At 69.8% G+C, this 21,176-nt stretch carries 20 protein-coding genes; 8 read left to right on the top strand and 12 right to left on the bottom strand.

Annotated elements, in window-relative coordinates:
- Position 1 precedes the first annotated feature (1 nt).
- Positions 2–1,483, bottom strand: a complete 1,482-nt coding sequence (locus DDF62_RS05695) for an FAD-dependent oxidoreductase (protein WP_116488178.1) — start codon at positions 1,481–1,483, stop codon at positions 2–4.
- Positions 1,484–1,575: 92 nt separating this feature from the next.
- A complete protein-coding gene (locus tag DDF62_RS05690) occupies positions 1,576–4,452 on the bottom strand; it encodes a long-chain-fatty-acid--CoA ligase (protein WP_116488177.1) in 2,877 nt (958 codons plus the stop codon).
- A gap of 260 nt (positions 4,453–4,712) precedes the next feature.
- On the opposite strand from DDF62_RS05690, the gene DDF62_RS05685 reads away from it, so the two are divergent.
- Positions 4,713–6,467, top strand: a complete 1,755-nt coding sequence (locus DDF62_RS05685) for a response regulator (RefSeq protein ID WP_116488176.1) — start codon at positions 4,713–4,715, stop codon at positions 6,465–6,467.
- Between the two features lie 155 nt (positions 6,468–6,622).
- Here DDF62_RS05685 and DDF62_RS05680 read toward each other — a convergent pair whose 3' ends face one another.
- Positions 6,623–8,122, bottom strand: a complete 1,500-nt coding sequence (locus DDF62_RS05680; RefSeq protein WP_116488243.1) for a bifunctional aminoglycoside phosphotransferase/ATP-binding protein — start codon at positions 8,120–8,122, stop codon at positions 6,623–6,625.
- A gap of 149 nt (positions 8,123–8,271) precedes the next feature.
- Here DDF62_RS05680 and DDF62_RS05675 point away from each other — a divergent pair, with 149 nt between their 5' ends.
- On the top strand, positions 8,272–8,892 hold the full coding sequence (locus DDF62_RS05675; RefSeq protein ID WP_116488175.1) for a TetR/AcrR family transcriptional regulator: 621 nt from the start codon (positions 8,272–8,274) through the stop codon (positions 8,890–8,892).
- A gap of 3 nt (positions 8,893–8,895) precedes the next feature.
- Here the strand turns inward: DDF62_RS05675 and pdxH are convergent, their stop codons facing one another.
- The gene (gene pdxH, locus DDF62_RS05670; RefSeq protein WP_116488242.1) at positions 8,896–9,564 is read right to left on the bottom strand and encodes a pyridoxamine 5'-phosphate oxidase; all 669 of its coding nucleotides are present in this window, start codon (positions 9,562–9,564) and stop codon (positions 8,896–8,898) included.
- A 93-nt stretch (positions 9,565–9,657) separates the two neighbouring features.
- On the opposite strand from pdxH, the gene DDF62_RS05665 reads away from it, so the two are divergent.
- Together DDF62_RS05665 and DDF62_RS05660 are read left to right on the top strand one after the other, a co-directional pair.
- A complete protein-coding gene (locus tag DDF62_RS05665; protein WP_116488174.1) occupies positions 9,658–9,999 on the top strand; it encodes a hypothetical protein in 342 nt (113 codons plus the stop codon).
- Between the two features lie 39 nt (positions 10,000–10,038).
- On the top strand, positions 10,039–10,746 hold the full coding sequence (locus DDF62_RS05660; RefSeq protein ID WP_116488241.1) for a DnaJ C-terminal domain-containing protein: 708 nt from the start codon (positions 10,039–10,041) through the stop codon (positions 10,744–10,746).
- A gap of 4 nt (positions 10,747–10,750) precedes the next feature.
- On the opposite strand, the gene DDF62_RS05655 is transcribed toward DDF62_RS05660, so the two are convergent.
- The 5 genes from DDF62_RS05655 to DDF62_RS05635 all read right to left on the bottom strand — a co-directional run bounded on the left by DDF62_RS05655 (position 10,751) and on the right by DDF62_RS05635 (position 13,867).
- A complete protein-coding gene (locus DDF62_RS05655; RefSeq protein ID WP_116488173.1) occupies positions 10,751–11,173 on the bottom strand; it encodes a hypothetical protein in 423 nt (140 codons plus the stop codon).
- Complete coding sequence (locus DDF62_RS05650; protein ID WP_244286713.1) at positions 11,173–11,988, bottom strand: TIGR02587 family membrane protein; 816 nt, start codon at positions 11,986–11,988, stop codon at positions 11,173–11,175. The genes DDF62_RS05655 and DDF62_RS05650 overlap by 1 nt, the downstream gene beginning before the upstream one ends.
- Before the next feature lie 68 nt (positions 11,989–12,056).
- Complete coding sequence (locus DDF62_RS05645; RefSeq protein WP_116488171.1) at positions 12,057–12,527, bottom strand: hypothetical protein; 471 nt, start codon at positions 12,525–12,527, stop codon at positions 12,057–12,059.
- On the bottom strand, positions 12,528–12,881 hold the full coding sequence (locus DDF62_RS05640; protein WP_116488170.1) for a DUF6152 family protein: 354 nt from the start codon (positions 12,879–12,881) through the stop codon (positions 12,528–12,530).
- Positions 12,882–12,952: 71 nt separating this feature from the next.
- Positions 12,953–13,867, bottom strand: coding sequence for a DUF2268 domain-containing putative Zn-dependent protease (locus DDF62_RS05635; protein WP_208866829.1), 915 nt, complete (start codon positions 13,865–13,867; stop codon positions 12,953–12,955).
- Positions 13,868–14,064: 197 nt separating this feature from the next.
- Between DDF62_RS05635 and DDF62_RS05630 the strand changes: the two genes are divergently transcribed.
- The 4 genes from DDF62_RS05630 to DDF62_RS05615 all read left to right on the top strand — a co-directional run bounded on the left by DDF62_RS05630 (position 14,065) and on the right by DDF62_RS05615 (position 18,461).
- Positions 14,065–14,481 (top strand): organic hydroperoxide resistance protein, encoded by a 417-nt coding sequence (locus DDF62_RS05630; RefSeq protein ID WP_101718089.1) that lies wholly within the window; start codon positions 14,065–14,067, stop codon positions 14,479–14,481.
- Complete coding sequence (locus DDF62_RS05625; protein WP_116488169.1) at positions 14,478–14,927, top strand: MarR family winged helix-turn-helix transcriptional regulator; 450 nt, start codon at positions 14,478–14,480, stop codon at positions 14,925–14,927. Before DDF62_RS05630 ends, DDF62_RS05625 begins: the two co-directional genes overlap by 4 nt.
- Positions 14,928–15,097: 170 nt before the next feature.
- The gene (locus DDF62_RS05620) at positions 15,098–16,738 is read left to right on the top strand and encodes an NAD(P)/FAD-dependent oxidoreductase (protein WP_116488168.1); all 1,641 of its coding nucleotides are present in this window, start codon (positions 15,098–15,100) and stop codon (positions 16,736–16,738) included.
- 175 nt (positions 16,739–16,913) lie between these two features.
- Positions 16,914–18,461 (top strand): ATP-binding protein, encoded by a 1,548-nt coding sequence (locus DDF62_RS05615; RefSeq protein WP_116488167.1) that lies wholly within the window; start codon positions 16,914–16,916, stop codon positions 18,459–18,461.
- Positions 18,462–18,568: 107 nt separating this feature from the next.
- On the opposite strand, the gene ahpF is transcribed toward DDF62_RS05615, so the two are convergent.
- From ahpF to DDF62_RS05600, 3 genes are all read right to left on the bottom strand, one after another.
- On the bottom strand, positions 18,569–20,149 hold the full coding sequence (gene ahpF, locus DDF62_RS05610) for an alkyl hydroperoxide reductase subunit F (RefSeq protein WP_116488166.1): 1,581 nt from the start codon (positions 20,147–20,149) through the stop codon (positions 18,569–18,571).
- A 138-nt stretch (positions 20,150–20,287) separates the two neighbouring features.
- The gene (gene ahpC / locus DDF62_RS05605; RefSeq protein WP_101718084.1) at positions 20,288–20,851 is read right to left on the bottom strand and encodes an alkyl hydroperoxide reductase subunit C; all 564 of its coding nucleotides are present in this window, start codon (positions 20,849–20,851) and stop codon (positions 20,288–20,290) included.
- Positions 20,852–20,953: 102 nt separating this feature from the next.
- Positions 20,954–21,133 (bottom strand): hypothetical protein, encoded by a 180-nt coding sequence (locus DDF62_RS05600; RefSeq protein WP_116488165.1) that lies wholly within the window; start codon positions 21,131–21,133, stop codon positions 20,954–20,956.
- Positions 21,134–21,176 lie beyond the last annotated feature (43 nt).

Genomic DNA, 21,176 nt, shown 5'->3' with positions numbered 1-21,176 from the left:
GTCAGGGCGCCCCCACCCTGCCCCGCAGGTGTTCGGCCAGGCGGATCGACAGGGTGATGATCGTGAAGGTCGGGTTGGAGATGCCGGTGGAGGGAAACACCGACGAGCCGGCGACATAGAGGTTGTCGAGGCCGTGCACCTTGAGGTCGGCGTCGACCACGCCCTGCGCCGGATCGGCCGACATGCGGGTGGTGCCGATGTGGTGGCCGTTGACGGTGAGGCCCTCCTTCACGGCGGGCCAGGGCTGGTAATAGACGTCGCCGCCCAGCTCCTCGACCGCGGCTTTGAACAGCGCCGTCGTCTGGGTGTAGGTCGCCTCGTCGCGGTCGCTGAGCAGCCAGGTGATGTGGGTCTGGCGCTGGCCGAAGACGGGGTCGACCGTGTCGGCCAGGGTGACCCGGCTGTCGGGGTTCGGCGCCATCTCGAAATAGTACTGGCCGTAATTGGCCCAGAACCAGCAGCTGCCGATGCCCAGGCGCTTCTGCTCGTCGGCCGTGGGCGAGAACCGGCCCGAGACGCGAACGCCGTTCGCATCCTGCCAGGGCACGGCGCGGTTGCCGCTGAGGGTCTGGCCGGCCATCAACCGGGTCTGGGCGTCGGTCAGATAGGCCCCGCTGGCGCTGAGCACCGGCCCGTTCGACAGCGGATGGCACATGAAGTAGCGGCCGACCTGGTCGTGGTCGTTGCCGACATCCGACAGCAGCAGCTGGCGGGCGTTCTCGACCGCGCCGCAGGCCAGCACCACCATGTCGGCCTTGATGGTGAACTCGGTCGCCTTCTTCGGCGCGCCGGCGGCGCCGTCCATGCTGGCGACCCGCAGGCCGCACACCCGGCCCTGATGCTGCTCGATCTCCAGCAGGGTGGCGTTGACGATCACGTCGACGTCGGTGTCGGCGATCGTGACGCCGTCGAAGGTGCGCAGGGCGAAGTTCAGGTAGTTCTTGCCCAGGTACTGGTAGATCGTGGTGTCGAAGCCGGTCAGCTCGGGCACCTCGGCGCCGAGGATCTCGGCCCAGGCCTGGGGGCTGAAGTCGTCGCCGTGCAGCAGGCACAGCTGAGCGGCCTTGGCGTAGTAGGGATCAAGCTCGGCGCGGTCGATCGGCCAGCCGGGAAAGCCCGGGCGGGCCTCGAAGTCGATCGGGTCGAGCGGCCGCGACTGCCCGCCCCAGTGGGCCGAGGTCCCGCCGAACATCCGCTCGCGCTCCCAGGGGCCGCCGGCGCGGTTGTAGGGTCGGATCAGGAAGTCGGGCTCACTTTCGGCGAACTGGCCGTCGGCCTTGCCGGCGTAGAGCACGCTCTTGTCGGGCCAGGTGGGGTCGAGCGCGCCCTTGGGACTGTCGGGGCCGCCCTCGATCAGCGTGACCTTCACGCCGGCCTTCTGCAGCTCCCAGGCGGCGGTGATCCCGGCCGGGCCGGACCCGACGATGCAGACCTGAGTCTCAATCACCGCGCCGTCGGCGATGTCCTTGCCATTGCGGAGCATGAGAGCCTCCCCCGTTCGCTCTCATGCAACTTGCGGCGCCAGACGCCCGAAGGTTGTATCAAATCACACACCCGGATGGGTGGAATGAAATTCTAGCCCTCGATCGCCTTGAGCAGGCCAGTGACGCGGCCGCAGTTGCGGCCCAGGTCGCCGCCCTCGTCGCGGGCGACCGAGCGGACGTCGACGCGGGCGCCGCCGGCGTCGGGACGGACACGGACGACGACATCGTCCTTCAGGCCGTACCAGAAGCTGGCGCCGGCGGCTTCCAGTCGGCCCTCGCCCGGGTCGTCGGTGACCAGCGTCAGGCCCTTGGCCTGGAGGGCGGCCTTGGCCGCCTCGTAGGCGTCGGCGGGCGAACGGGTCAGCACCAGGGTGCGGGCGGCGGGACAGGTCTCGGCGTTGACCTCGGCCACGCGGCGGCCGGCGAACAGCTCCGAACCGACTGGCAGGCTGGGCTCGTCGAGCACCGGGGCGGCGGCCTCGCCGCGCCGGGCCAGGACGTTGTCGGAGAAGCCGAGCGGCGCCTTCCAGTCGGTGGCGACATCGCCGACCGGGGCGGCGCGGGCGGGCGTGCCGGTGGCCAGGAAGAAGACGCCCAGGGTGGCCACCGTGATCGCCAGGGCCAGCAGGGCGCGGCGCCAGTGGCGCTGGATGCCGCCGATCATGGCCACGACCACGCCCAGCAGGCCGGTCAGCAGGCTGAGCCACGCGATCATCGGCGCCAGGTCGCGGGTCAGGAAGTCATAGGCCAGGGCCTTGTCGAGCAGGCCGGTCTTGGCGCCCAGGGCGCCGACCACGACCAGGACGACCGGAGCCAGGGCGATGGCCACCGCGCCGGTCAGGATCGGCGCGGCCCAGCCTCCCTTGTCTGCCGACGGGGGCTTGGCCTTGCGGGCCCTGGGGGCGCTCAGCGGCATGGCCAGCGGCGCCTCCTCGGCGACGAACACCGGCGGGGCGTCGAAGGCCTCTTCCGGCGTCGCGGACAGGGGCCTGGCCTGCGGCTCGATCAGGGGCTCGTGCGGGAAGACGTCTTCGGGCGAGACCGGCTCGGCCGCTTCGAGATGAGCGACCGGGGCCGGCTCGGGATCGGGCAGAGCCGCGGCCAGGGCCTCGACGCTGACAGGCTCGGGGGCGGCCTCGGTGACGGCTTGGGCGGCCACCACCTCCGGCTCATGGACCGGCTCGACGGGGGCTTCGGCCTGCGGGGCCTCCTCCGCGATCACGTCCTCCGGCGCCTCGACCGGCTCGGGCGCATAGAGCACCTCGGCCTGGGCGCCGTCGGCGGCGGCCAGGGTCGCCGACCCCGTCGCGGCCGAGCCGATGGTCGGCAACACATAGTCCTTCATGCGCTGGCGGATCAGCTTCTTGTCGATCTTGCCGGTGGCGCCCAGCGGGATCTCGTCGACGAAGACCACGTCGTCGGGCATCCACCACTTGGCGATCTTGCCCTGCAGGAAGTCGAGGAACTCTTCCTTTGTCGCGGTCTCGCCCTCCTTCAGCTTGACCAGCAGGATCGGCCGCTCGTCCCACTTGGGGTGCGGCACGCCGATGACGGCGGCCAGGGCGGCCTTGGGGTGGCCGACGGCGATGTTCTCGATCTCGATCGTGCTGATCCACTCGCCGCCGGACTTCACGACGTCCTTGGCGCGGTCGGTGATCTGCATGAAGCCCATCTCGTCGATGGTCGCCACGTCGCCGGTGTCGAAGAAGCCCTCCTCGTCGAGGATCCTGCCGCCGGCGCCCCTGAAATACTCGGCGGCGATGATCGGCCCGCGGATCTTCAGGTGGCCGAAGGCCTTGCCGTCGTGGGGCAGAGCCTTGCCGTCGTCGTCGGTCAGCTTCAGCTCGACGCCCATGGGCGGGCGGCCCTGCTTGAGGCGGTAGGGGATCTGCTCGTCATAGGACAGCTTCTCCAGCTGGTCGGTCATGGTCGACAGCGTGCCGACCGGCGAGGTCTCGGTCATGCCCCAGGCGTGGACCACCTCGACGCCGTACTTCTCGTGGAAGGCGCGGATGATGCTTTCCGGGCAGGCCGCACCGCCGATCACCACCTTCTTCAGCGTGGTGATCTTCGAGCCCGTGCTCTCCAGGTGCTGAAGCAGCATCTGCCAGACGGTGGGCACGGCGGCCGAGAAGGTGACGCCCTCGGTCTCGAGCAGTTCGTGGATCGCCGCGCCGTCCATCCTGGCGCCCGGCATGACGATCTTGGCGCCGGTGGCCGGGGCCGAGAACGCCACCCCCCACGCATTGGCGTGGAACATCGGCACCACCGGCAGGATCACGTCGCGCTGCGACAGGCCCATCACGTCGGGCTGCATGGTGATGAAGGTGTGCAGGAAGTTGGAGCGGTGCGAATACATCACCCCCTTGGGGTCGCCCGTCGTGCCCGAGGTGTAGCAGAGGCCCGCGGCCGTGCCCTCGTCGAATCCGCCCCAGACGCAGTCGGCCGAGTGCTCGGCGACCACGTCCTCGTAGCAGAGCAGGCCCTTGAAGTGCGGGGCCTCGCCGGCGAGGTGGAAGTCCTTGGGCATGTGGTCGCGGTCGGTGAACACCACCACGTGCTCGACATTGGGCAGGCGAGGAACGATCCCCGCGATGATCGGCAGGAAGGTCAGGTCGGTGAAGATCACGCGGTCGCCGCCGTGGTCGGCGATCCAGGCGATCTGCTCGGGGAACAGGCGCGGGTTCAGGGTGTGGCACACCGCCCCGATGCCCATGATCCCGTACCAGGTCTCGATATGGCGGGCGGTGTTCCAGGCCAGGGTGCCCACCCGGTCGCCCGGCTTGATCCCCAGCGCCAGCAGGAGGTTGGACACGCGCTTGGCGCGGCCGTGGATCTGCGCGTAGGTCGTGCGGACGATGGGGCCCTCGACCGACCGGGTGACCACCTCGCGGCCGCCGTGCCACTGGGCGGCGTGATCGATGATCTTGTCGAGCGTCAGAGCGCCATGCTGCATCAAACCTTGCATCGAAACCGCTCTCCCGCGTCCTGCTTATCGTTGTTCAGGAGAGGCTAGCGGCGCGCGCGCGGCGGCGCAACGCATGGCTCGCCCCAGGCGAGCAAAGGCGCGGCCCGACTTTGCGCGCGTCTGCACGGAGGCGTAGAGTGTGCACATCTACACACGGCCGCGCTGATCGGCCGCATGGCCCGTTCACTCCCAGAACGCCGTTTTGCGGTTAGCTTCAGCGCTGCCTGGTTCGCTCCAGGTGCGGGACGGGGTGCACGGCCATGCAATGGCTCGATGCTCTAGGCGCCGACGAACGGCTCGACGAGGTGGCGAACGACACGCGCCGCCTGACGGTGTCGCGTCTGGTCTCCGCCGCCCTGGTGGCCATGGTCGTCGGGATCGCTCTGGGTCCAGCCATGGCCGCCGGCTGGTTCGCGGCGCTGGCGGCCGGCGAGGCCCTGGCCTCGCTGGTCATCCGCCGGTTCACCGGCCCCACGACCGACCGCCTGCGGGCGCTGTTCGTGCTGGCCTCGATCCCGATCAACGTCGTCTGGTCGTGGCTGGCCGTAGCGCTGTGGATGTTCCCCCACCAGGACCTGCGGCTGGCGGCCCTGGGGGTGTGCGCGGGCCAGATCATCTTCACCCAGAACTTTCGCCATCAGCCGATCAGCCTGCTGGCGATCACCACCGCCCCGCCGCTGCTGTGCCTGGCGGCCTTCCCGTTCCTGGCCAACGCCCCGCACGGCATGGGGTCCCTGACCAACCGCTGGGCCATGCTGATGCTGGTGGCGACCACCATCAACGCCATGCTGCTGAACCGCGCCGCCGCCCGCAAGATGGACGAGCTGACCCGCGGCCTGCGGCAGGAAAAGGAGCGCGCCCTGGCCGCCTCGCGCGTGAAGTCGGTGTTCGTGGCGACCATGAGCCACGAGATGCGCACGCCGATGAACGGCCTGCTGGGCCTGGCCCACGCGCTGAAGGCCACCGACCTGGACGAGCGCCAGCGCGACTATGTGGAGCTGATGATCCATTCAGGCGACAGCCTGATGCAGCTGCTGAACGACGTGCTCGACATCGCCCGCCTGGACGCCGGCGACGCCGAGCTGACGCCCTGCGACTTCGACCTGCACGACCTGGTCCACGCGGTGGCCGACACCTGGCGCGACATGGCCATGGTCCGCGGCCTGGCGGTGGACGTGCGCATCGACGCCACCGCGCCCGAGCGCCTGCACGCCGATCCGGCCCGGATCCGCCAGGTGCTGGGCGGCCTGCTGTCGAACGCCCTGAAGTTCACCCGCGTGGGCGGGGTGACCATCGAGGTCTCTGGCCAGGGCGCCGCGCCCGACGGCCTGGAGACGGTGGCGATCCGCATCACCGACACCGGACCCGGCGTCGACCCGGCCTTCGCCGAGCGGATCTTCGAGAGCTTCACCCAGGCCGACGAGACCGTGTCGCGCGCCTATGGCGGCATGGGCCTGGGCCTGACCATCGCCCGCGCCCTGGCCCGCCGGATGGGCGGCGACCTCAGCCTGGAACCGGCCGAGCGCGGCGCGCGGTTCCTGTTCCTGATCCGCGCGCCCCGCCCACAAGCCCCGCCCCAGGCCGCCCCCGAGCCGGAGAACGCTTCGGACGACGGCGCGGTCCCGCGCGTGCTGATGGCCGAGGACAATCCGATGAACCAGATGGTCGTGCGGCTGATGCTGGAAGCCGCCGGCGTCGACCTGACGGTGGTCGAGGACGGCCGCCAGGCGCTGGACGCGCTGAAGGCCTCGCACTTCGACTGCGTGCTGATGGACATCAACATGCCGGTGATGGACGGGGTGACGGCCCTGTCGGAAATCCGCTCGGGCGCGGCCGGGGCGGCCAACACCCCGGTGATCGCCCTGACCGCCTCGGCCATGGCCGGCGACCGCGAACGCTTCCTCAAGCTGGGCTTCGACGAGCACCTGGGCAAGCCGGTCAAGCCGCTGGACCTGATCTCGGCCATCGCCATGGCGGTGGACCGGACGCCCCCGCCGAGGGCGGCGGTGGGGTAGCAGGAGCCCTAAAGGAACCTCCCCCTGTGGGGGAGGTGATCGCGAAGCGATCGGTGGGGGGAGTGATTTCGAAACCAGCCAGCGTCGCGGACGCTGAAAACGTCCCCCCCGCCGGCCTTCGGCCGCCTCCCCCACAGGGGGAGGTTCTCAGAACGTCACCCCATCTGCTCGGCCAGGGCCCTCGCCTCGTCCTCGAAGGCGCTGACCGTATCCACCCGGCGCCAGTCGATGTCGCCGGTGTCGCGGGTAAGCTGGCTTTCCAGCACGGCGACGTCGGCGTCGGAGGCGTCGTTGACGCGGGCGGCGACGCGGGCGCGCAGGACGTCGGCGGGGGCTTCCAGCCAGACGCCCTGGAAGGCGACGTCGAGCTTCGTGGCCAGGGCCTCGGCGCGGGCGCGCTGCTCGGGCTTGATGAAGACGGCGTCGACCACGACCGAGCGGCCGGCTTTCAGCACCAGCTCGGCGTCGCGGAACAGCTCGTCATAGACCTTGTCGCTGACCTCGGAGGTATAGGCCTCCTTGGGCAGGCGCTCCAGCGAGGGCACGTTCCACAGGCGCTTGCGGATCTCGTCGGTGCGCAGCACCACCGCCCCGGGGGCCGCGCCCAGGCCCGGCGCGCAGACGCGGGCGAAGGTCGACTTGCCCGAGCCCGACAGGCCGCCGGTGGCCACCAGGCTGACCGGCTTGGGCGCCAGGTGCTCGATGGCGGTGGCCAGATAGGCGCGGGCGGCCTCGTCGTCGCCCGTATAGGCCCAGACGTGGGTGCGCACGGCGGCGCGGACGCTGAGCATCAGCGGCAGGGCGGCCAGGCCCGTCCACAGGCCCTCGCCGAACGTCCGGGCGGCCTCGTCGAGATAGGCGTTCAGCACCCGGCCGGCGGCGTCGCGGCGACGGCGGAAATCCAGGTCCATCAGCAGGAAGGCCAGGTCGTACTGCACGTCGATGTCCGACAGGGCGTCGTTGAACTCGATGCAGTCGAAGAGGATCGGCTTGCCCTCCTCGATCAGGATGTTCCCCAGGTGCAGGTCGCCGTGGCAGTGGCGGGCGAAGCCCTCGCCGGCGCGGGCGTCGAGCTGCGGGCCCAGGCGCTTGAGGGCGAGATCCGTCTCCTCGACCAGCCGCTCGACAGCCTGGGCGCCCAGGCGCGGGGCCAGGCCCCGCAGCAGGTTGGCGTTGGAGGCGATGGTGTAGCCCAGCGCCGAGACGCCGCCGCCCTGCGGACGCAGCGCGGCGCCGGCGTGGAACTGGGCGATCGTGCGGCCAAGAGATTCCTCCAGCGCGTCGTCGATGGCCCAGGGCTGAGAGGCCAGCACGGCTTCGCCGTCGAACCGGCGCATCTCGAGCAGGTACTCGACCACCTCGCCAGCCCCGTCGATCTCGATCCCGCCGTCGTCGGTCCGGGTCAGCTGGCGCACGGCGCGATAGATGTCGGGCGCGGCGGCGCGGTTGAAGGAAAGCTCGCGCTGCAGCGACCAGCGGCGCAGCTCCAGCGTCGAATAATCCAGGAAGCCGAAGTCGACCGGGCGCTTCACCTTGAAGGCGGACTCGCCCACCAGGAACACCCGCGCGCACGAGGTCTCGATCGTCTGGTCGGCCTTGCCCCCCAGCCAAGCCGCCACTTCCTGTTCGCGCGCCGCTTCCGCGTCCTTGATCACGCCGTCCAACCTTCGTCTTCGCCCGCCCGATCGGCGGCGCCCGGGGCGTCCCATAGCGCAAAGTTCGGTGCAAGTCCTCGCGGACGCTTGCGCGATCTACTTACGCGATAGTAGCGTTTAACTATCACAGTCTGATGTTGAGGAATCCCATGCTCATCGGCGCCGGACTGAAGCGGTCCGAGCACAAGAAGGCGGAGATCCTGGCCGCGGCTCGCGACATCTTCCTGAAGGAAGGCTACGCGGACGCCGGCATGGAGGCGGTGGCTCGCGCGGCGGGGGTGTCGACCGCCACCCTGTATGCCTACTTCCCAAGCAAGGCCGAACTGTTCCGGACCGTGGTCGTCGACAGCGTAAGGACCATGGCCGAGCCGGTGCGCGAAAGCGCCAGGACCGTCGGCGACGCCCGCGCCCGGCTGACCGCCCTCTCCCGGGCCTATGCCGAATTCTTCGCCACGCCGGCCACCCGCGCCATGTTCAGGATGGTCACGGCCGAGCGGCGGCGTTTCGAGGGGGTGGCCGATCACTTCCTGGGCGCGGCGCGCGAGTCCCTGGGCGGGGCGGCGATCCAGGTGGTCAAGGAGCTGAACGCCTCGGGCGAGCTGAAGGTCGACAAGCCGTCGTGGGCCGCCGGCCAGCTGATGGGCATGCTCGACCACGCCACCCTGGTGCTGGGCCTGTCGGCCGGCGACGAGGTGCAGCCCGACCGGCCGGTGAACCAGATCGCCGAGGACGCGGTGGAAACCTTCCTGGCGCGCTACGGAACGGGCTGACCCTTAAGGGAACAGCCGCTGGGTGGTCCAGGCGCCGTCGACGCGTTCGTAGACCAGGCGTTCGTGCAGGCGGAACGGACGGTCGCGCCAGAACTCGATGACCTGCGGCACGATGCGGAAGCCCGACCAGTGCGGCGGGCGCGGCACCTTGCCCACGAGGCCGTACTTCAGGCCCATCTCGGCCACGCGGCGCTCGAGCGCCAGGCGGTCGGGCAGCGGCCGCGACTGGTCGCTGGCCCAGGCGCCCAGCTGGCTGTGGCGAGCGCGGCTGGCGAAATAGGCGTCGGCCTCGGCCTCGCTGACCGGCTCGACGATTCCGCGCACCCGCACCTGCCGGCGCAGCGACTTCCAGTGGAACAGCAAGGCCGCCTTGGGATTGGCGGCCAGCTCCCGGCCCTTGGCGCTTTCCAGGTTGGTGTAGAAGACGAAGCCGCGGCTATCGACGTCCTTGAGCAGCACCATGCGCGAGTCGGGCATGCCGCCCTCGTCGACCGTCGAGACGGTCATGGCGTTGGGGTCGTTGGGCTCGGACTTGCCGGCCTCGGCCAGCCACTCGCCGAACAGGTGGATCGGATCGCCTTCGGGCAGCAGCGCCGGCGGGGTGGCCGAAGCCACCTGGGCGACGTAGTCGTCTTCGCTGGGCGAGGCGGGGATCAGCGGGGCGTCGGTCATGGGCTGGATATAGGCCCGCGCGCGGCCGGGGGCCATGCTTGACCGCTACGTACGCACCCTGCAATCCAGGCGCGCAAGCCAAGAGAATCTCCCGTGAAGATCAGAACCCATCTCGTGCTGTCGCGCCTGGAAGTCCTGGCGGCCGTCACCGTCGCCGCGGCGCATCTCGGCTCGTGGATATCGCTGCACGCCCAGCCGTCGCTGTGGAAGCCCTGGGACCTGTTGTCGCTGGTCGTGCGCCTGGGCGTCTGCATCGCCTTTCCGGCGTGGTCGTATCACCGCCTGCGCACGCTGCGGGCCAGGGCGCGGATCGAAGGCGGCGAGGCCAGCTATCCCCTGGACTGGACCGCCTGGAACATCGCCTGCGGCCTGGGCGCGGCCATGATCCTGGCGACCAGCGTTTCGATCATGGTGGTCCAATACCTAAAGTCTTAACTTAACGCCCCGTTGACCAAGTCGGCGCAGGGTCGCGGCATGACCGCCGCCTCGGCCCCTTCCCTGTCCCTTTCCGCCGCCCGCGCGATCCTGGGCGTCGCGCCCGGCGCCGACGAGCGCGAACTGCGCGCGGCCTATCGCGAAGCCGCCAAGCGCGCCCATCCCGATCGCCCCGGCGGCGACGCGGCCCTGTTCCGCGACGTGCTGACCGCCTATCGCATGCTGCAAGGCGTCGAGCCCCCGGCGGGCCTGGGCTTTCCGCCCGCCACCGTCCAGACCCCGGCCATGCCGAGCCAGGCGGTGCTGGAGATCGAGCCGGCCTTCGCCTTCTCCGGCGGGGCTCTCGAAACCGAGGTCGGCGGCCGACGCCTGCGCCTGACCCTGCCGGCGGGCCTGCGCCACGGCGACACCGTGCGCGTCGGCGAGACCCTGCTGATCGTCCGCGTCAAGGCAGATCCGGCCGCGATGGTGCGCGGCCACGACCTGTGGCTGACCGTGCGCCTGGACGCCAGGGTGCTGGCCGAGGGCGGGCGCGTGGAGCTGGACACCGTCATCGGCCCTCGCACCGTGTGGATCTCGACCAAGGCCGCCGAACGGGGCCTGGTGCGGCTGAACGGCCAGGGCCTGCCGGCCCGCGCCGCCCATTCGGCCGGCGACCTCTTCCTGCGCCTGGAGCGCACCGGGGCCGTGCACGAGAGCGCCGCCCGCTCGCAGCTGAAGCGCTTCGCGGCCGCCTGGGCGGCCTGATCCCTCACGAGGCGTCGGCGAAGCCCTTGGCCCGCAGCACGAGGCGGCCCGCGCGCGGGTCGTGCTCGAACACCAGCCCGCCGCTGACCCGTGACTGTTCGGGGATGTAGTCCAGCGTCGCCTGCGCGGTTTCCGGCTCGCCCCGCCCGCTCAGCACGCCCTCGACCGTCACCTGGGCGGCGGAGGATCCGCCGTGATTGATCGCCTCGACCTGCGTGACGAAGCCGTGCGGCGTGGGCGTGACGGCGACGAGCCGCACTTCGATCTCCGGCGGCGAGCGCTCGCCCGTCAGCGCGTCCCAGCCGACGAAGCCGATGGCGACAAGGGCGCAGGCGAGGCCGATCGCGGCCGAGATCCACTCCAGCAGCGGCGGCTCGCTGCGCGGCGACGGCTTGGCGGCCCGGCGGGACTTGCTCGCGGTGGCCATCAGACCACCAGCCGCGCGGTGGCCGCGCCCAGAGCGGCCGGAAAGGCCAGGACGATGGTCATGGTGGCGATCTCGTGCGGGGCGACGCCGTCCGTGCGCCCGAAAGTCCACAGCAGGTAGAGACTGACGATGAGCGCCACGCCGTAGCCGGGCGCGGTGAAGCCGACGAAGGTGCGCAACGGTCCGCCCGCCTCGCGCCGGCGGCTCTCGCCCGGAAAGCCCAGGCGGTAGACGAAGACGTGCAGCAGCAGCACCGACAGCGCCATCAGCAGCAGGGCCTGCAGCGGGCCCATCTGGTAGGCGATCAGGATCATCTCCTCGGTCGGGGCGACGGTGAAGGCCAGGAACAGCGCGCCCACGGCCATCAGGAAGATCTCGCCCGGGGTTCCGGCCCGTTCCTTCTGGTGCGCGCTGGGGGCGCCTTCGCCCAACTGCTTGCCGGCGACCAGGGCGCCGATGGCGCCGGGCACGGCGCAGAGCGCGACCTTGCCGAGGTCGGCCCGGAAGGACAGCCCGCTCTGCCCCAGGACGCCGAACACTCCCAGCAGCACCGCCGCCAGCAGGAAGCCGACGCCGAAGGCGGCCAGGGCGTCCAGCACCTCGTCCTTCAAGCGGAAGGTCGGCTCGAAGCCGGCGTAGTACGACAGGCCCAGCAGCATCGGCAGCGACAGCAGCAGGAAGGCCAGCAGCCGCACGCGCTCGACCGCCATGCCCAAGGACCACATCTCCATGGTCATCAGCAGCGGGAACGAGAACAGCAGGGCCCCGCCGAACGCGCGGGCCAGGGCGCGACCATAGGCGGCGTTGGCGTCCAAGGCGGCTCCTCCCGTGATCGCCCATCCAACGGCCAGGCTTGAAGCGCGGTTCCGCCGGACCTCGACGGTCAGGCGTAGGCGATCAGGCGGCCCAGGGCGCCGACGGCGATCCAGGACAGGAGCGAGGCCAGGGCCATGATCCGCGCGACCGGCGGCGCGGCGCCGTCCCATGACGAGAGCCGCCGCCCCCAGAGCAGGCGAAAGGCGACGGCGTTGACCAGGGCCGCGGCGATCAGCGCCAGCTTCCAGCGAAACACCGTCGAGCGCGCCAGGGCTTCGGCGTCGGCGGCGAACAGGGTAAGGCCGCTCGGCGCCATCAGCACGAGGCCGACAACCGCCAGCGGCGTCAGGACGCGCGACAGGGCGACCACGGGCAGCGCCCGAAAGGCGCCGGCCAGCCTCAGGTCGAGCAGGCCTATGGCGCCGACCAGCAGCACAAGGCCGGCCAGATGCAGCAGGTTGGCCAGCGGATAGGCGTAGGCCGAGCCTCGCGCCCAGGCCCCGAAGCCGGAGTCCTGCAGCGCCGCGACCAGCTCCACCTAGCGCAGCTCGACCGTCTTGCCGTCGGCGGTGACGCGCTCGATGCGCATCTCGGCCACGCCGTCCTTGCGTGGATAGCCCTCCAGCGTGACCGGCTTGCCCGAGGTCAGCATCTCGCGCGCGAGGCCGCGCGCCTCCATGCGGGCGACCGGGGCCAGGACCACGTCCCAGACCTTGCCGGCGTGGCGCACCTTGGCCGCGCCGTGGGGATTGCCCCAGGTGACGTCGGTGACGGGCGCGGTGATCTTGATCACCTGCTCGGCGTCGTAGGCGCTCCAGCCGTGATGGGCCAGGGCGGCGGCGGGAACGACGAGCACGACGGCGGCCGCCGAGAGCGGCATGAGCCTGAACATGGTCTCACCTCTTCAAGGTCCCGACCAGCGAAGTGGGACACGAAGCGGCGACGGGGGCAAGCGCCCCGCGGTCACTCCAGCGTCATCCCCGGCGTCCAGCCGCTGGCGGCGAGGAAGGCGCGGGCGTCCGAGACGGTGAGAATCTCGCGCAGGGCGGCCCGCTTGTCCTTGGCGTTGGCGTAATAGGCCTTGGCGACGCGATAGCCGGTCCAGTAGCCGAGATCGGCGGGCTTCTCGGGCGTGGAGTTGTAGAACCAGGCCGACAGGTCGGTCTTGTCGAGGTCGGCGGCGAAGGCGGTCTCGATCTCGCGCTCGCGGCCCTTGGTCAGGGGCTCGAAATAGACATAGGCGGGCCGGCCGACCAGCAGTTCGGTGACGAACTCGGCCCCGCCCTCGAGCAGGGCCGTCTCCAGCACGGTGGGCTTTTCCTTCTCGGTCAGCAGCGGGTTCTGCTGGGCGTGGGCGTATTCGTGGACCAGCACGCCGACGAAGCGGCCCTCGGTGTCGGGGTTCATGAACTCGGTGGCGCACAGGGCCTCCAGCCCGACCTGGACACCGGTGACCGGGCTGCCGATCGCCACCGGCTTGCCGCGGCCGACCGCCACGGTCACCGAGGGCGCGCGGGCCTGCGGATAGAGCGCCGTGAACTTCTCCAGGGCCGCGTCCACCCGCCCCTTCACCTTGGGCAGGACATCGGCGCAGGCGCGGGCCTTCTGGTAGAGCTCCGGCCGGGCGGCGATGGCCTCGGCCAGCCGGGTCGCGGTGGTGCGGCGGGCGGCGAAGAAGGTGCGCAGGCCCGGCGAACCAGCGTCGATATAGCCGGCCTGCAACTGCTCGGCGCCGGGGCGGCCGCCGGTGGCGTCGTAGAGGCGGTAGAAGAGATCGACGTCGGCGGTGTCGAGGCTCGCGCCCGCGCCCTTCGTCCAGGCCGGGCTGGCCAGCGCCATCGCAGCCGAGAGGCCGGCCGTCATCATCCAGGATCGCACGCGCCCCTCCCCTTGGTTCTTTTCCGGGCGGCGAAACTGGCTCGTCGGAGGCCCCAAGATCAAGCGCTCCGCGGCGAAACCGACCAGGACGCGTCAGCAGCCTTTCGGGCATGGAGAAAAAATCGCGCACGATGCCCTTGAAGTTATATCGTGCGCGATTAAATCGTTCTCACCAATTCAATCGCAGGAGCGAACCGATGAGCACTCTCTACCAAACCCGCGCCACGGCCACCGGCGGCCGCGAAGGCGGCGTCCGCAGCGACGACGGCCTGCTGGACGTGCGTCTGGCCATGCCCAAGGCCCTGGGCGGCAAGGAAGACGGCACCAATCCCGAGCAGCTGTTCGCGGCCGGCTACGCCGCCTGCTTCCAGAGCGCCATGGCCTTCGTGGCCCGCCAGAAGAAGATCCCGCTGACCAGCTCGACCGTCACCGGCGTCGTCGGCCTGGCCGCCCAGGAAGTCGGCTTCAAGCTGGAGGTGGCGTTGGACGTCGAAACCCAGGGCCTTTCGCAGGAGGAAGCCGAAGCCCTGGTTGCCACGGCGCACCAGGTCTGCCCCTATTCCAACGCCACCCGCGGCAACATCGATGTCGCCCTCAACGTAAAGGCTGCATGACCTCGGACGCCGACAAAGCCCTGGACAAAGCGGTCGAGGTCTTGCGCCTCGACCGCCAGCTCTGCTTCGCCCTCTACAGCGCGGCTAACCGGGTCACGCGCCTGTACCGGCCGCTGCTGGACGCCTTGGGCCTGACCTATCCGCAGTACCTGGCCATGCTGGTGCTGTGGGAGCACAGCCCGCGCACCGTCGGCGAGATGGGCCAGGCGCTGGACCTGGAGTCCAGCACCCTGACCCCCCTGCTGAAGCGGCTGGAGGGCGCGGGCCTGATCGCGCGCAGCCGTGACCCCGACGACGAACGGCGGGTCATCATCTCGCTGACCGACGCCGGCGACGCCATGCGCGACCAGGCCCTGGACGTGGCCGAGCAGTTCTTCTGCAAGCTGGACACGCCGCTTCCCGAGCTGGTGGACCTGCGCGAGCGGCTGAAGCGGCTGGCGGTTTAACCTATCTCCCCCTTCCCCCTTGATGGGGGAAGGGTCGGGGATGGGGGTGATCTGCCGAGTTGGCGGCCGTGCGCGGCGTCCACCACCGTAGCCACCCCCACCCCTGCCCCTCCCCCATCAAGGGGGAGGGAACGATGGAAATAAGGGCCGCGACCCGCTAAACCCGCGCCATGCTGCGTCTTTCCGAACTGAAGCTGCCCCTGGACCATCCGCCGGAGGCCATGGCTCCGGCCATTTGCGCGCGCCTGGGCGTCGACCCGGCCGACCTGCTGGAGGTCAAGCTCTGGCGGCGGGCCCACGACGCCCGCAGGAAGAGCGCGATCCTGATGGTCTATACGGTCGACATCGCCCTGCGCGACGAGGCCGCCGTTCTGGAGCGCTTCAAGGGCGACAGCCAGGTGCGCCCGACGCCCGACACCGACTACCGCTTCACGGCCCGCGCGCCCGAAGGCTTCGACGGCCCTCGCCCGGTGGTCATCGGCGCCGGCCCCTGCGGCCTGTTCGCCGGCCTCGTGCTGGCCCAGATGGGCTTCAAGCCGATCATTCTCGACCGCGGCAAGGTGGTGCGCGAGCGCACCAAGGACACCTGGGCCCTGTGGCGCAAGAGCGAGCTGAACCCGGAGTCCAACGTCCAGTTCGGCGAAGGCGGCGCCGGCACCTTCTCGGACGGCAAGCTCTACAGCCAGATCAAGGATCCGCGCTTCCTGGGCCGCAAGGTGCTGGAGGAGTTCGTCGCCGCCGGCGCGCCCGAAGAAATCCTCACCGAGGGGCATCCGCACATCGGCACCTTCCGCCTGGTGCACATGGTCGAGAACATCCGCGCCCTGATCGAGGGCCTGGGCGGCGAGTATCGCTGGCAGCACCGGGTGACCGACTTCGAGATCGAGGCGGGCGAGGACGGCCAGCGCAAGCTCAAGGGCCTGCACCTGTCGACCGGCGAATATCTGGAGACCGAGCACGTGGTGCTGGCCGTGGGCCACTCCTCGCGCGACACCTTCCAGACCCTGCATGACCGCGGCGTCCACATCGAGGCCAAGCCGTTCTCGATCGGCGTGCGCATCGAGCATCCGCAGTCGTGGATGGACAAGGCCCGCTTCGGCGCCTGCGCCGGCCACCCGGACCTGGGCGCGGCCGACTACAGCCTGTCGCACCACTGCGCCAACGGCCGAACGGTCTACAGCTTCTGCATGTGCCCGGGCGGCACGGTGGTGGCGGCGACCTCGGAGCCGAACCGCGTGGTGACCAACGGCATGAGCCAGTATTCGCGCAACGAGCGCAACGCCAACTCCGGCTTCGTCGTGGCCATCGACCCCGAGCGCGACTATCCGGGCCACCCGCTGGCCGGCATCGAGTTCCAGCGCAAGTGGGAGAGCCTGGCCTTCACCGCCGGCGGCGGCGACTACAAGGCCCCGGCCCAGAAGGTCGGCGACTTCCTGGCGGGCCGCCCGTCCGAGGCGCTGGGCGAGGTCGCGCCCTCGTACAAGCCGGGCATCAGGATGACGGATCTGGCCGAATGCCTTCCGCCGTTCGTGCTGGAGGCCATGCGCGAGGCCCTGCCGGTGTTTGGCCGCCAGATCGCCGGCTACGACCATCCGGACGTGCTGATGACCGGCGTCGAGACCCGCACCTCCTCGCCGATCCGCATCACCCGCGGCAAGGACGGCCAAAGCCTCAACACCGCCGGCCTGTTCCCGGCCGGCGAGGGCGCGGGCTATGCCGGCGGCATCCTGTCGGCGGGCGTGGACGGCATCAAGATCGCCGAGGCCGTGGCCGCGGCCTATGTGGCCAAGGGCTGGGCGGAGGCGGTCTAGAGCCCGCCCCTTCCCGATACTTCCTAATACCGAAACTCAATTGAGCTATCGCCAAAATAGCATTTCAAATTCCAGCGCCATCTACGCGACCACAAATGCAATGGATTGCGGATATTGGAATTTAACCTTGATACGCTAGGCTGAAATCTAGTCGGCGTTTCGGGGACTTCGATCTATGGCTGAGGCATCGGCTCGCGACGCTCTGCTGGTGGACGCCAGCACCTTCTTCGAGGTCTCGCTCGACCTGCTGATCATCCGCGATCTGGAGGGGACGGTGCTGAAGGCCAGCCGGTCGTGGCAGACCAAGCTGGGCCATCGCCCCGAGGACATGGAGGGCCAGCCCCTGCTGCGCCTCGTCCATCCCGACGACATGCCTGGCACGCGCGACAGCGTCGTCGAGGTCGAGAACCGCAAGGACGGCGATCCGGTCCGGGGCTTCATCAACCGCTATCGCCACGCCGACGGTCACTATCGCACGCTGGAATGGCGGGCCCAGCGAGCGGGCGACCGGATCTACGGCGTGGCGCGCGACGTCACCGACCGGGTGGCGGCCGAGCAGCAACTGCTCGAGGCCAAGGCGGCGGCCGAGGCGGCCAACCGCGCCAAGTCTGACTTCCTGGCCAATATCAGCCACGAGATCCGCACGCCGCTGAACGGCGTCATCGGCATCGTCGACGCCCTGTCGCGCACCGCGCTCAGCCCCGAACAGGCCGAGATGGTCGCCCTGGTCCGCGACTCGGGCGCGACGCTGGAACGGCTGGTGTCGGACTTCCTGGACGTCTCCAAGATCGAGGCCGGCCAACTTCAACTGGAAAAGCGCTCGTTCAACCTCGACCAGGCCCTGCGCCCCGGCGTCGAGGTGATGCGCCGCCGGGCCCAGGAGAAGGGCCTCTCGTTCACCATCGAGCGGCCGCCGATCACCGGCGGCCGGCACCTGGGCGACGGCACGCGCCTGAGCCAGGTGATCGGCAACCTGCTGTCGAACGCCATCAAGTTCACCGAGACGGGCGGGGTCACCCTGCGCGTCGCGGCCGGCGAGGCCAACGGCGAGACCCAGCTGACCTTCGAGGTCGAGGACACCGGCATCGGCTTCGACGCCGAGCAGGCCGCCAACCTCTTCACCCGCTTCGGCCAGGCCGACCAGTCGATCAGCCGCCGGTTCGGGGGCACCGGCCTTGGGCTGTCGATCTGCCGTTCGCTGGTCGAGATGATGGGCGGCGAAATCTCGGCGACGTCGGAGCCCGGGGTCGGCAGCCGCTTTGTCTTCTCGCTCAGCCTGCCGCGCCTGCAGGAGGCCGTGGAGGTCAGCGCCGAGCCCCCGCCGCCCGAGCCGATCGCCCTGCCCGACCATCCGCTGCGCGTGCTGCTGGTCGAGGACCATCCGACCAACCAGCGGGTGGCCCAACTGATCCTGGCGACCCAGGGCGCCGACGTGGTCACGGTCGGCGACGGCTTCGAGGCGGTCGCCGCCTTCGGAGGCGGCCGCTTCGACATCGTGCTGATGGACATGCAGATGCCGCGCATGGACGGCCTGACCGCCACGCGCGCCATCCGCGCGCTGGAGGTCGAGCGCGGCGCGAACCGCACGCCGATCATCATGCTCAGCGCCAACGCCCTGATGAAGCATCGCAACGAGGCCCTGACCGCCGGCGCCGACCTGCACGTGGCCAAGCCAATCACGGCGGCCAACCTGCTGGCGGGGATCCAGGCGGCGGTGGCTTGAGTTTTGAGGTAGCGCCCCATCCGGCGAGATTGTTGCCTCTCACCCTCCCACGCCTTGCGGCGCGGGCCCCTCCCTCTCTCAAAGAGAGAGGGAAAGGGTAAGGCCGATCAGGCCGCTTCGGCCTGTTCCGCGGGCAGGCGGATCAGGTAGTCGAAGGCCGACAGCGAGGCCTTGGCGCCCTCGCCCATGGCGATGATGATCTGCTTGTACGGCGTGGTGGTCGCATCGCCGGCCGCGAAGACGCCCGGCATCGAGGTCTCGCCGCGGTAGTCGACCTCGATCTCGCCGCGGTTGGAGAGGGCGACGTTCGAGTCCTTCAGCCACTCGGTGTTGGGCACCAGGCCGATCTGCACGAACACGCCTTCCAGGTCGACGCGGTGGGCCGTGTCGTGGTTGCGGTCCTTGTAGGACAGGCCGCTGACCTTGGCGCCGTCGCCGTGGATCTCGGTGGTCATGGCCGAGGTGACGATGGTGACGTTCGGCAGGCTGGCGAGCTTGCGTTGCAGCACCGCGTCGGCGCGCAGCTGGCTGTCGTACTCGATCAGGGTGACGTGGGCGACGATGCCGGCCAGGTCGATGGCCGCCTCGACGCCGCTGTTGCCGCCGCCGATCACCGCCACGCGCTTGCCCTTGAACAGCGGGCCGTCGCAGTGCGGGCAGTAGGCCACGCCCTTGTTCTTGTACTCGGCCTCGCCGGGCACGTTGACGTTCCGCCAGCGGGCGCCGGTGGACAGGATCACGGTGCGCGACTTCAGGCTGGCGCCGTTCTCGAGCTTGACCTCGATCAGGCCGCCCGGGGCCTTGGGGGCCACCAGGCCGACGGCCTTCTGCAGGTTCATCACGTCGACGTCGTACTGCTTGACGTGCTGCTCCAGCGCCGTGGCCAGCTTCGGGCCCTCGGTGTGCTGCACCGAGATGAAGTTCTCGATGGCCATGGTGTCGAGCACCTGGCCGCCGAAGCGTTCGGCGGCGACCCCGGTACGAATGCCCTTGCGGGCGGCGTAGACGGCCGCGGCCGCGCCGGCGGGACCGCCGCCGATGACCAGCACCTCGAAGGCGTCCTTGGCCTTGATCTTCTCGGCGGCGCGGGCTTCGGCGCCGGTGTCGAGCTTGGCCAGGATCTGCTCGACGTCCATGCGGCCCTGGCCGAACGGCTGGCCATTGAGCAGGATGGTCGGCACGGCCATGACCTGGCGCTGCTCGACTTCCGCCTGGAACAGCGCGCCGTCGATGGCGACGTGGCGGATGCGCGGGTTGAGCGCGCTCATGGTGTTGAGCGCCTGCACCACGTCGGGGCAGTTCTGGCAGGACTGCGAGAAATAGGTCTCGAAGCTGTAGTCGCCGTCCAGGCCCTTGATGCGCTCGATCACCTCGGCGTCGAGGCGCGGCGGGTGGCCGCCGACGTGCAGCAGGGCCAGCACCAGCGAGGTGAATTCGTGGCCCAGCGGCAGGCCGGCGAAGCGCACATCGGCGTCGCCCGCCGCGCGGGTGATGGCGAACGAGGGCTTGCGGGCGTCGTCGCCCGAGAGATTTAGGCTGACCTTGTCGGACGTCGCGGCGACGTCTTCCAGCAGGGCCAGCATGTCCTTGGAGCCCTTGTCCTCACCCAGCGAGGCGACCAGTTCGATCGGCTGGCGCAGGTTCTGCAGGTAGGTGCTCAGTTGGGTCTTCAGACCAGCGTCCAGCATGACGGGCTCCCAGAAAACGAGGGGGAGGAGGAAGTGCGTTCGAATGTCGGGGGAGGATCGAACGCGGCGAACGATCGGAGGGTTGCGCCGCCGCTCCAGAAGGAGCGAAGCGGCGGCGCGGGGTAGTTCCAGGTACGCTTAGATCTTGCCGACGAGGTCGAGCGAGGGGGCCAGGGTCTTTTCACCCTCTTCCCACTTGGCCGGGCAGACTTCGCCCGGGTGCGAAGCCACGTACTGGGCGGCCTTGATCTTGCGCAGCAGTTCGATGGCGTTGCGGCCGATGCCTTCGGCGGTGACTTCCATGAACTGGATCACGCCTTCCGGGTCGACCAGGAAGGTGCCGCGGTCGGCCAGGCCGACGCCCGGACGCATGATCTCGAAGTTGTTGGTGATCGCGCCCGACGGGTCGCCGACCATGTGGTACTTGATCTTGCCGATGGCCGGCGAGCTGTCGTGCCAGGCCTTGTGCGAGAAGTGCGTGTCGGTCGACACGGCGTAGATCTCGACGCCCAGGCGGGTGAAGACGTCGTAGTTGTCGGCCAGGTCTTCCAGTTCGGTCGGGCACACGAAGGTGAAGTCGGCCGGGTAGAAGAAGAAGACCGACCACTTGCCCTTGGTGTCGGCGTCGCTGACCGTGACGAACTTGCCGTCCTTGTACGACTGGGCGGTGAAGGATTTGATCGTGGTGTTGATCAGCGACATGGGACGCTCCGTTGGAAAAGGATGCGTCGTAGGTATCGCGATGCAGAAAATAGGTCCAATCGATAAAATTAGTTCTGAAGATAGATCCGACCTATGGGGCGTTCAGGACGCTTTTCGCGGAAGCTGAGCCATATGGACGGCTTGCGGAGCATAGGGTTCGGCGAGCGGCAGGCAGCGCACGAGCACCTCGGCGACGAGGCCGGGCTCAGTGGTGATCGGCGGCGGTTCGCCGAACACCGTGCGCCAAAGTTCGGCCAGTTCTTCGCAGGTGCGGTCGGTCACGCGAAATCCTCGTTTCCGAGGAGGGAAAGCATTATGCGGCAAG

Origin of the sequence: Caulobacter radicis, from assembly GCF_003094615.1 — a bacterium.
GTDB lineage: Bacteria > Pseudomonadota > Alphaproteobacteria > Caulobacterales > Caulobacteraceae > Caulobacter > Caulobacter radicis.
The sequence above is the reverse complement of the archived record's forward strand: the minus strand, read 5'-3'. Positions and strand labels throughout refer to the sequence as shown.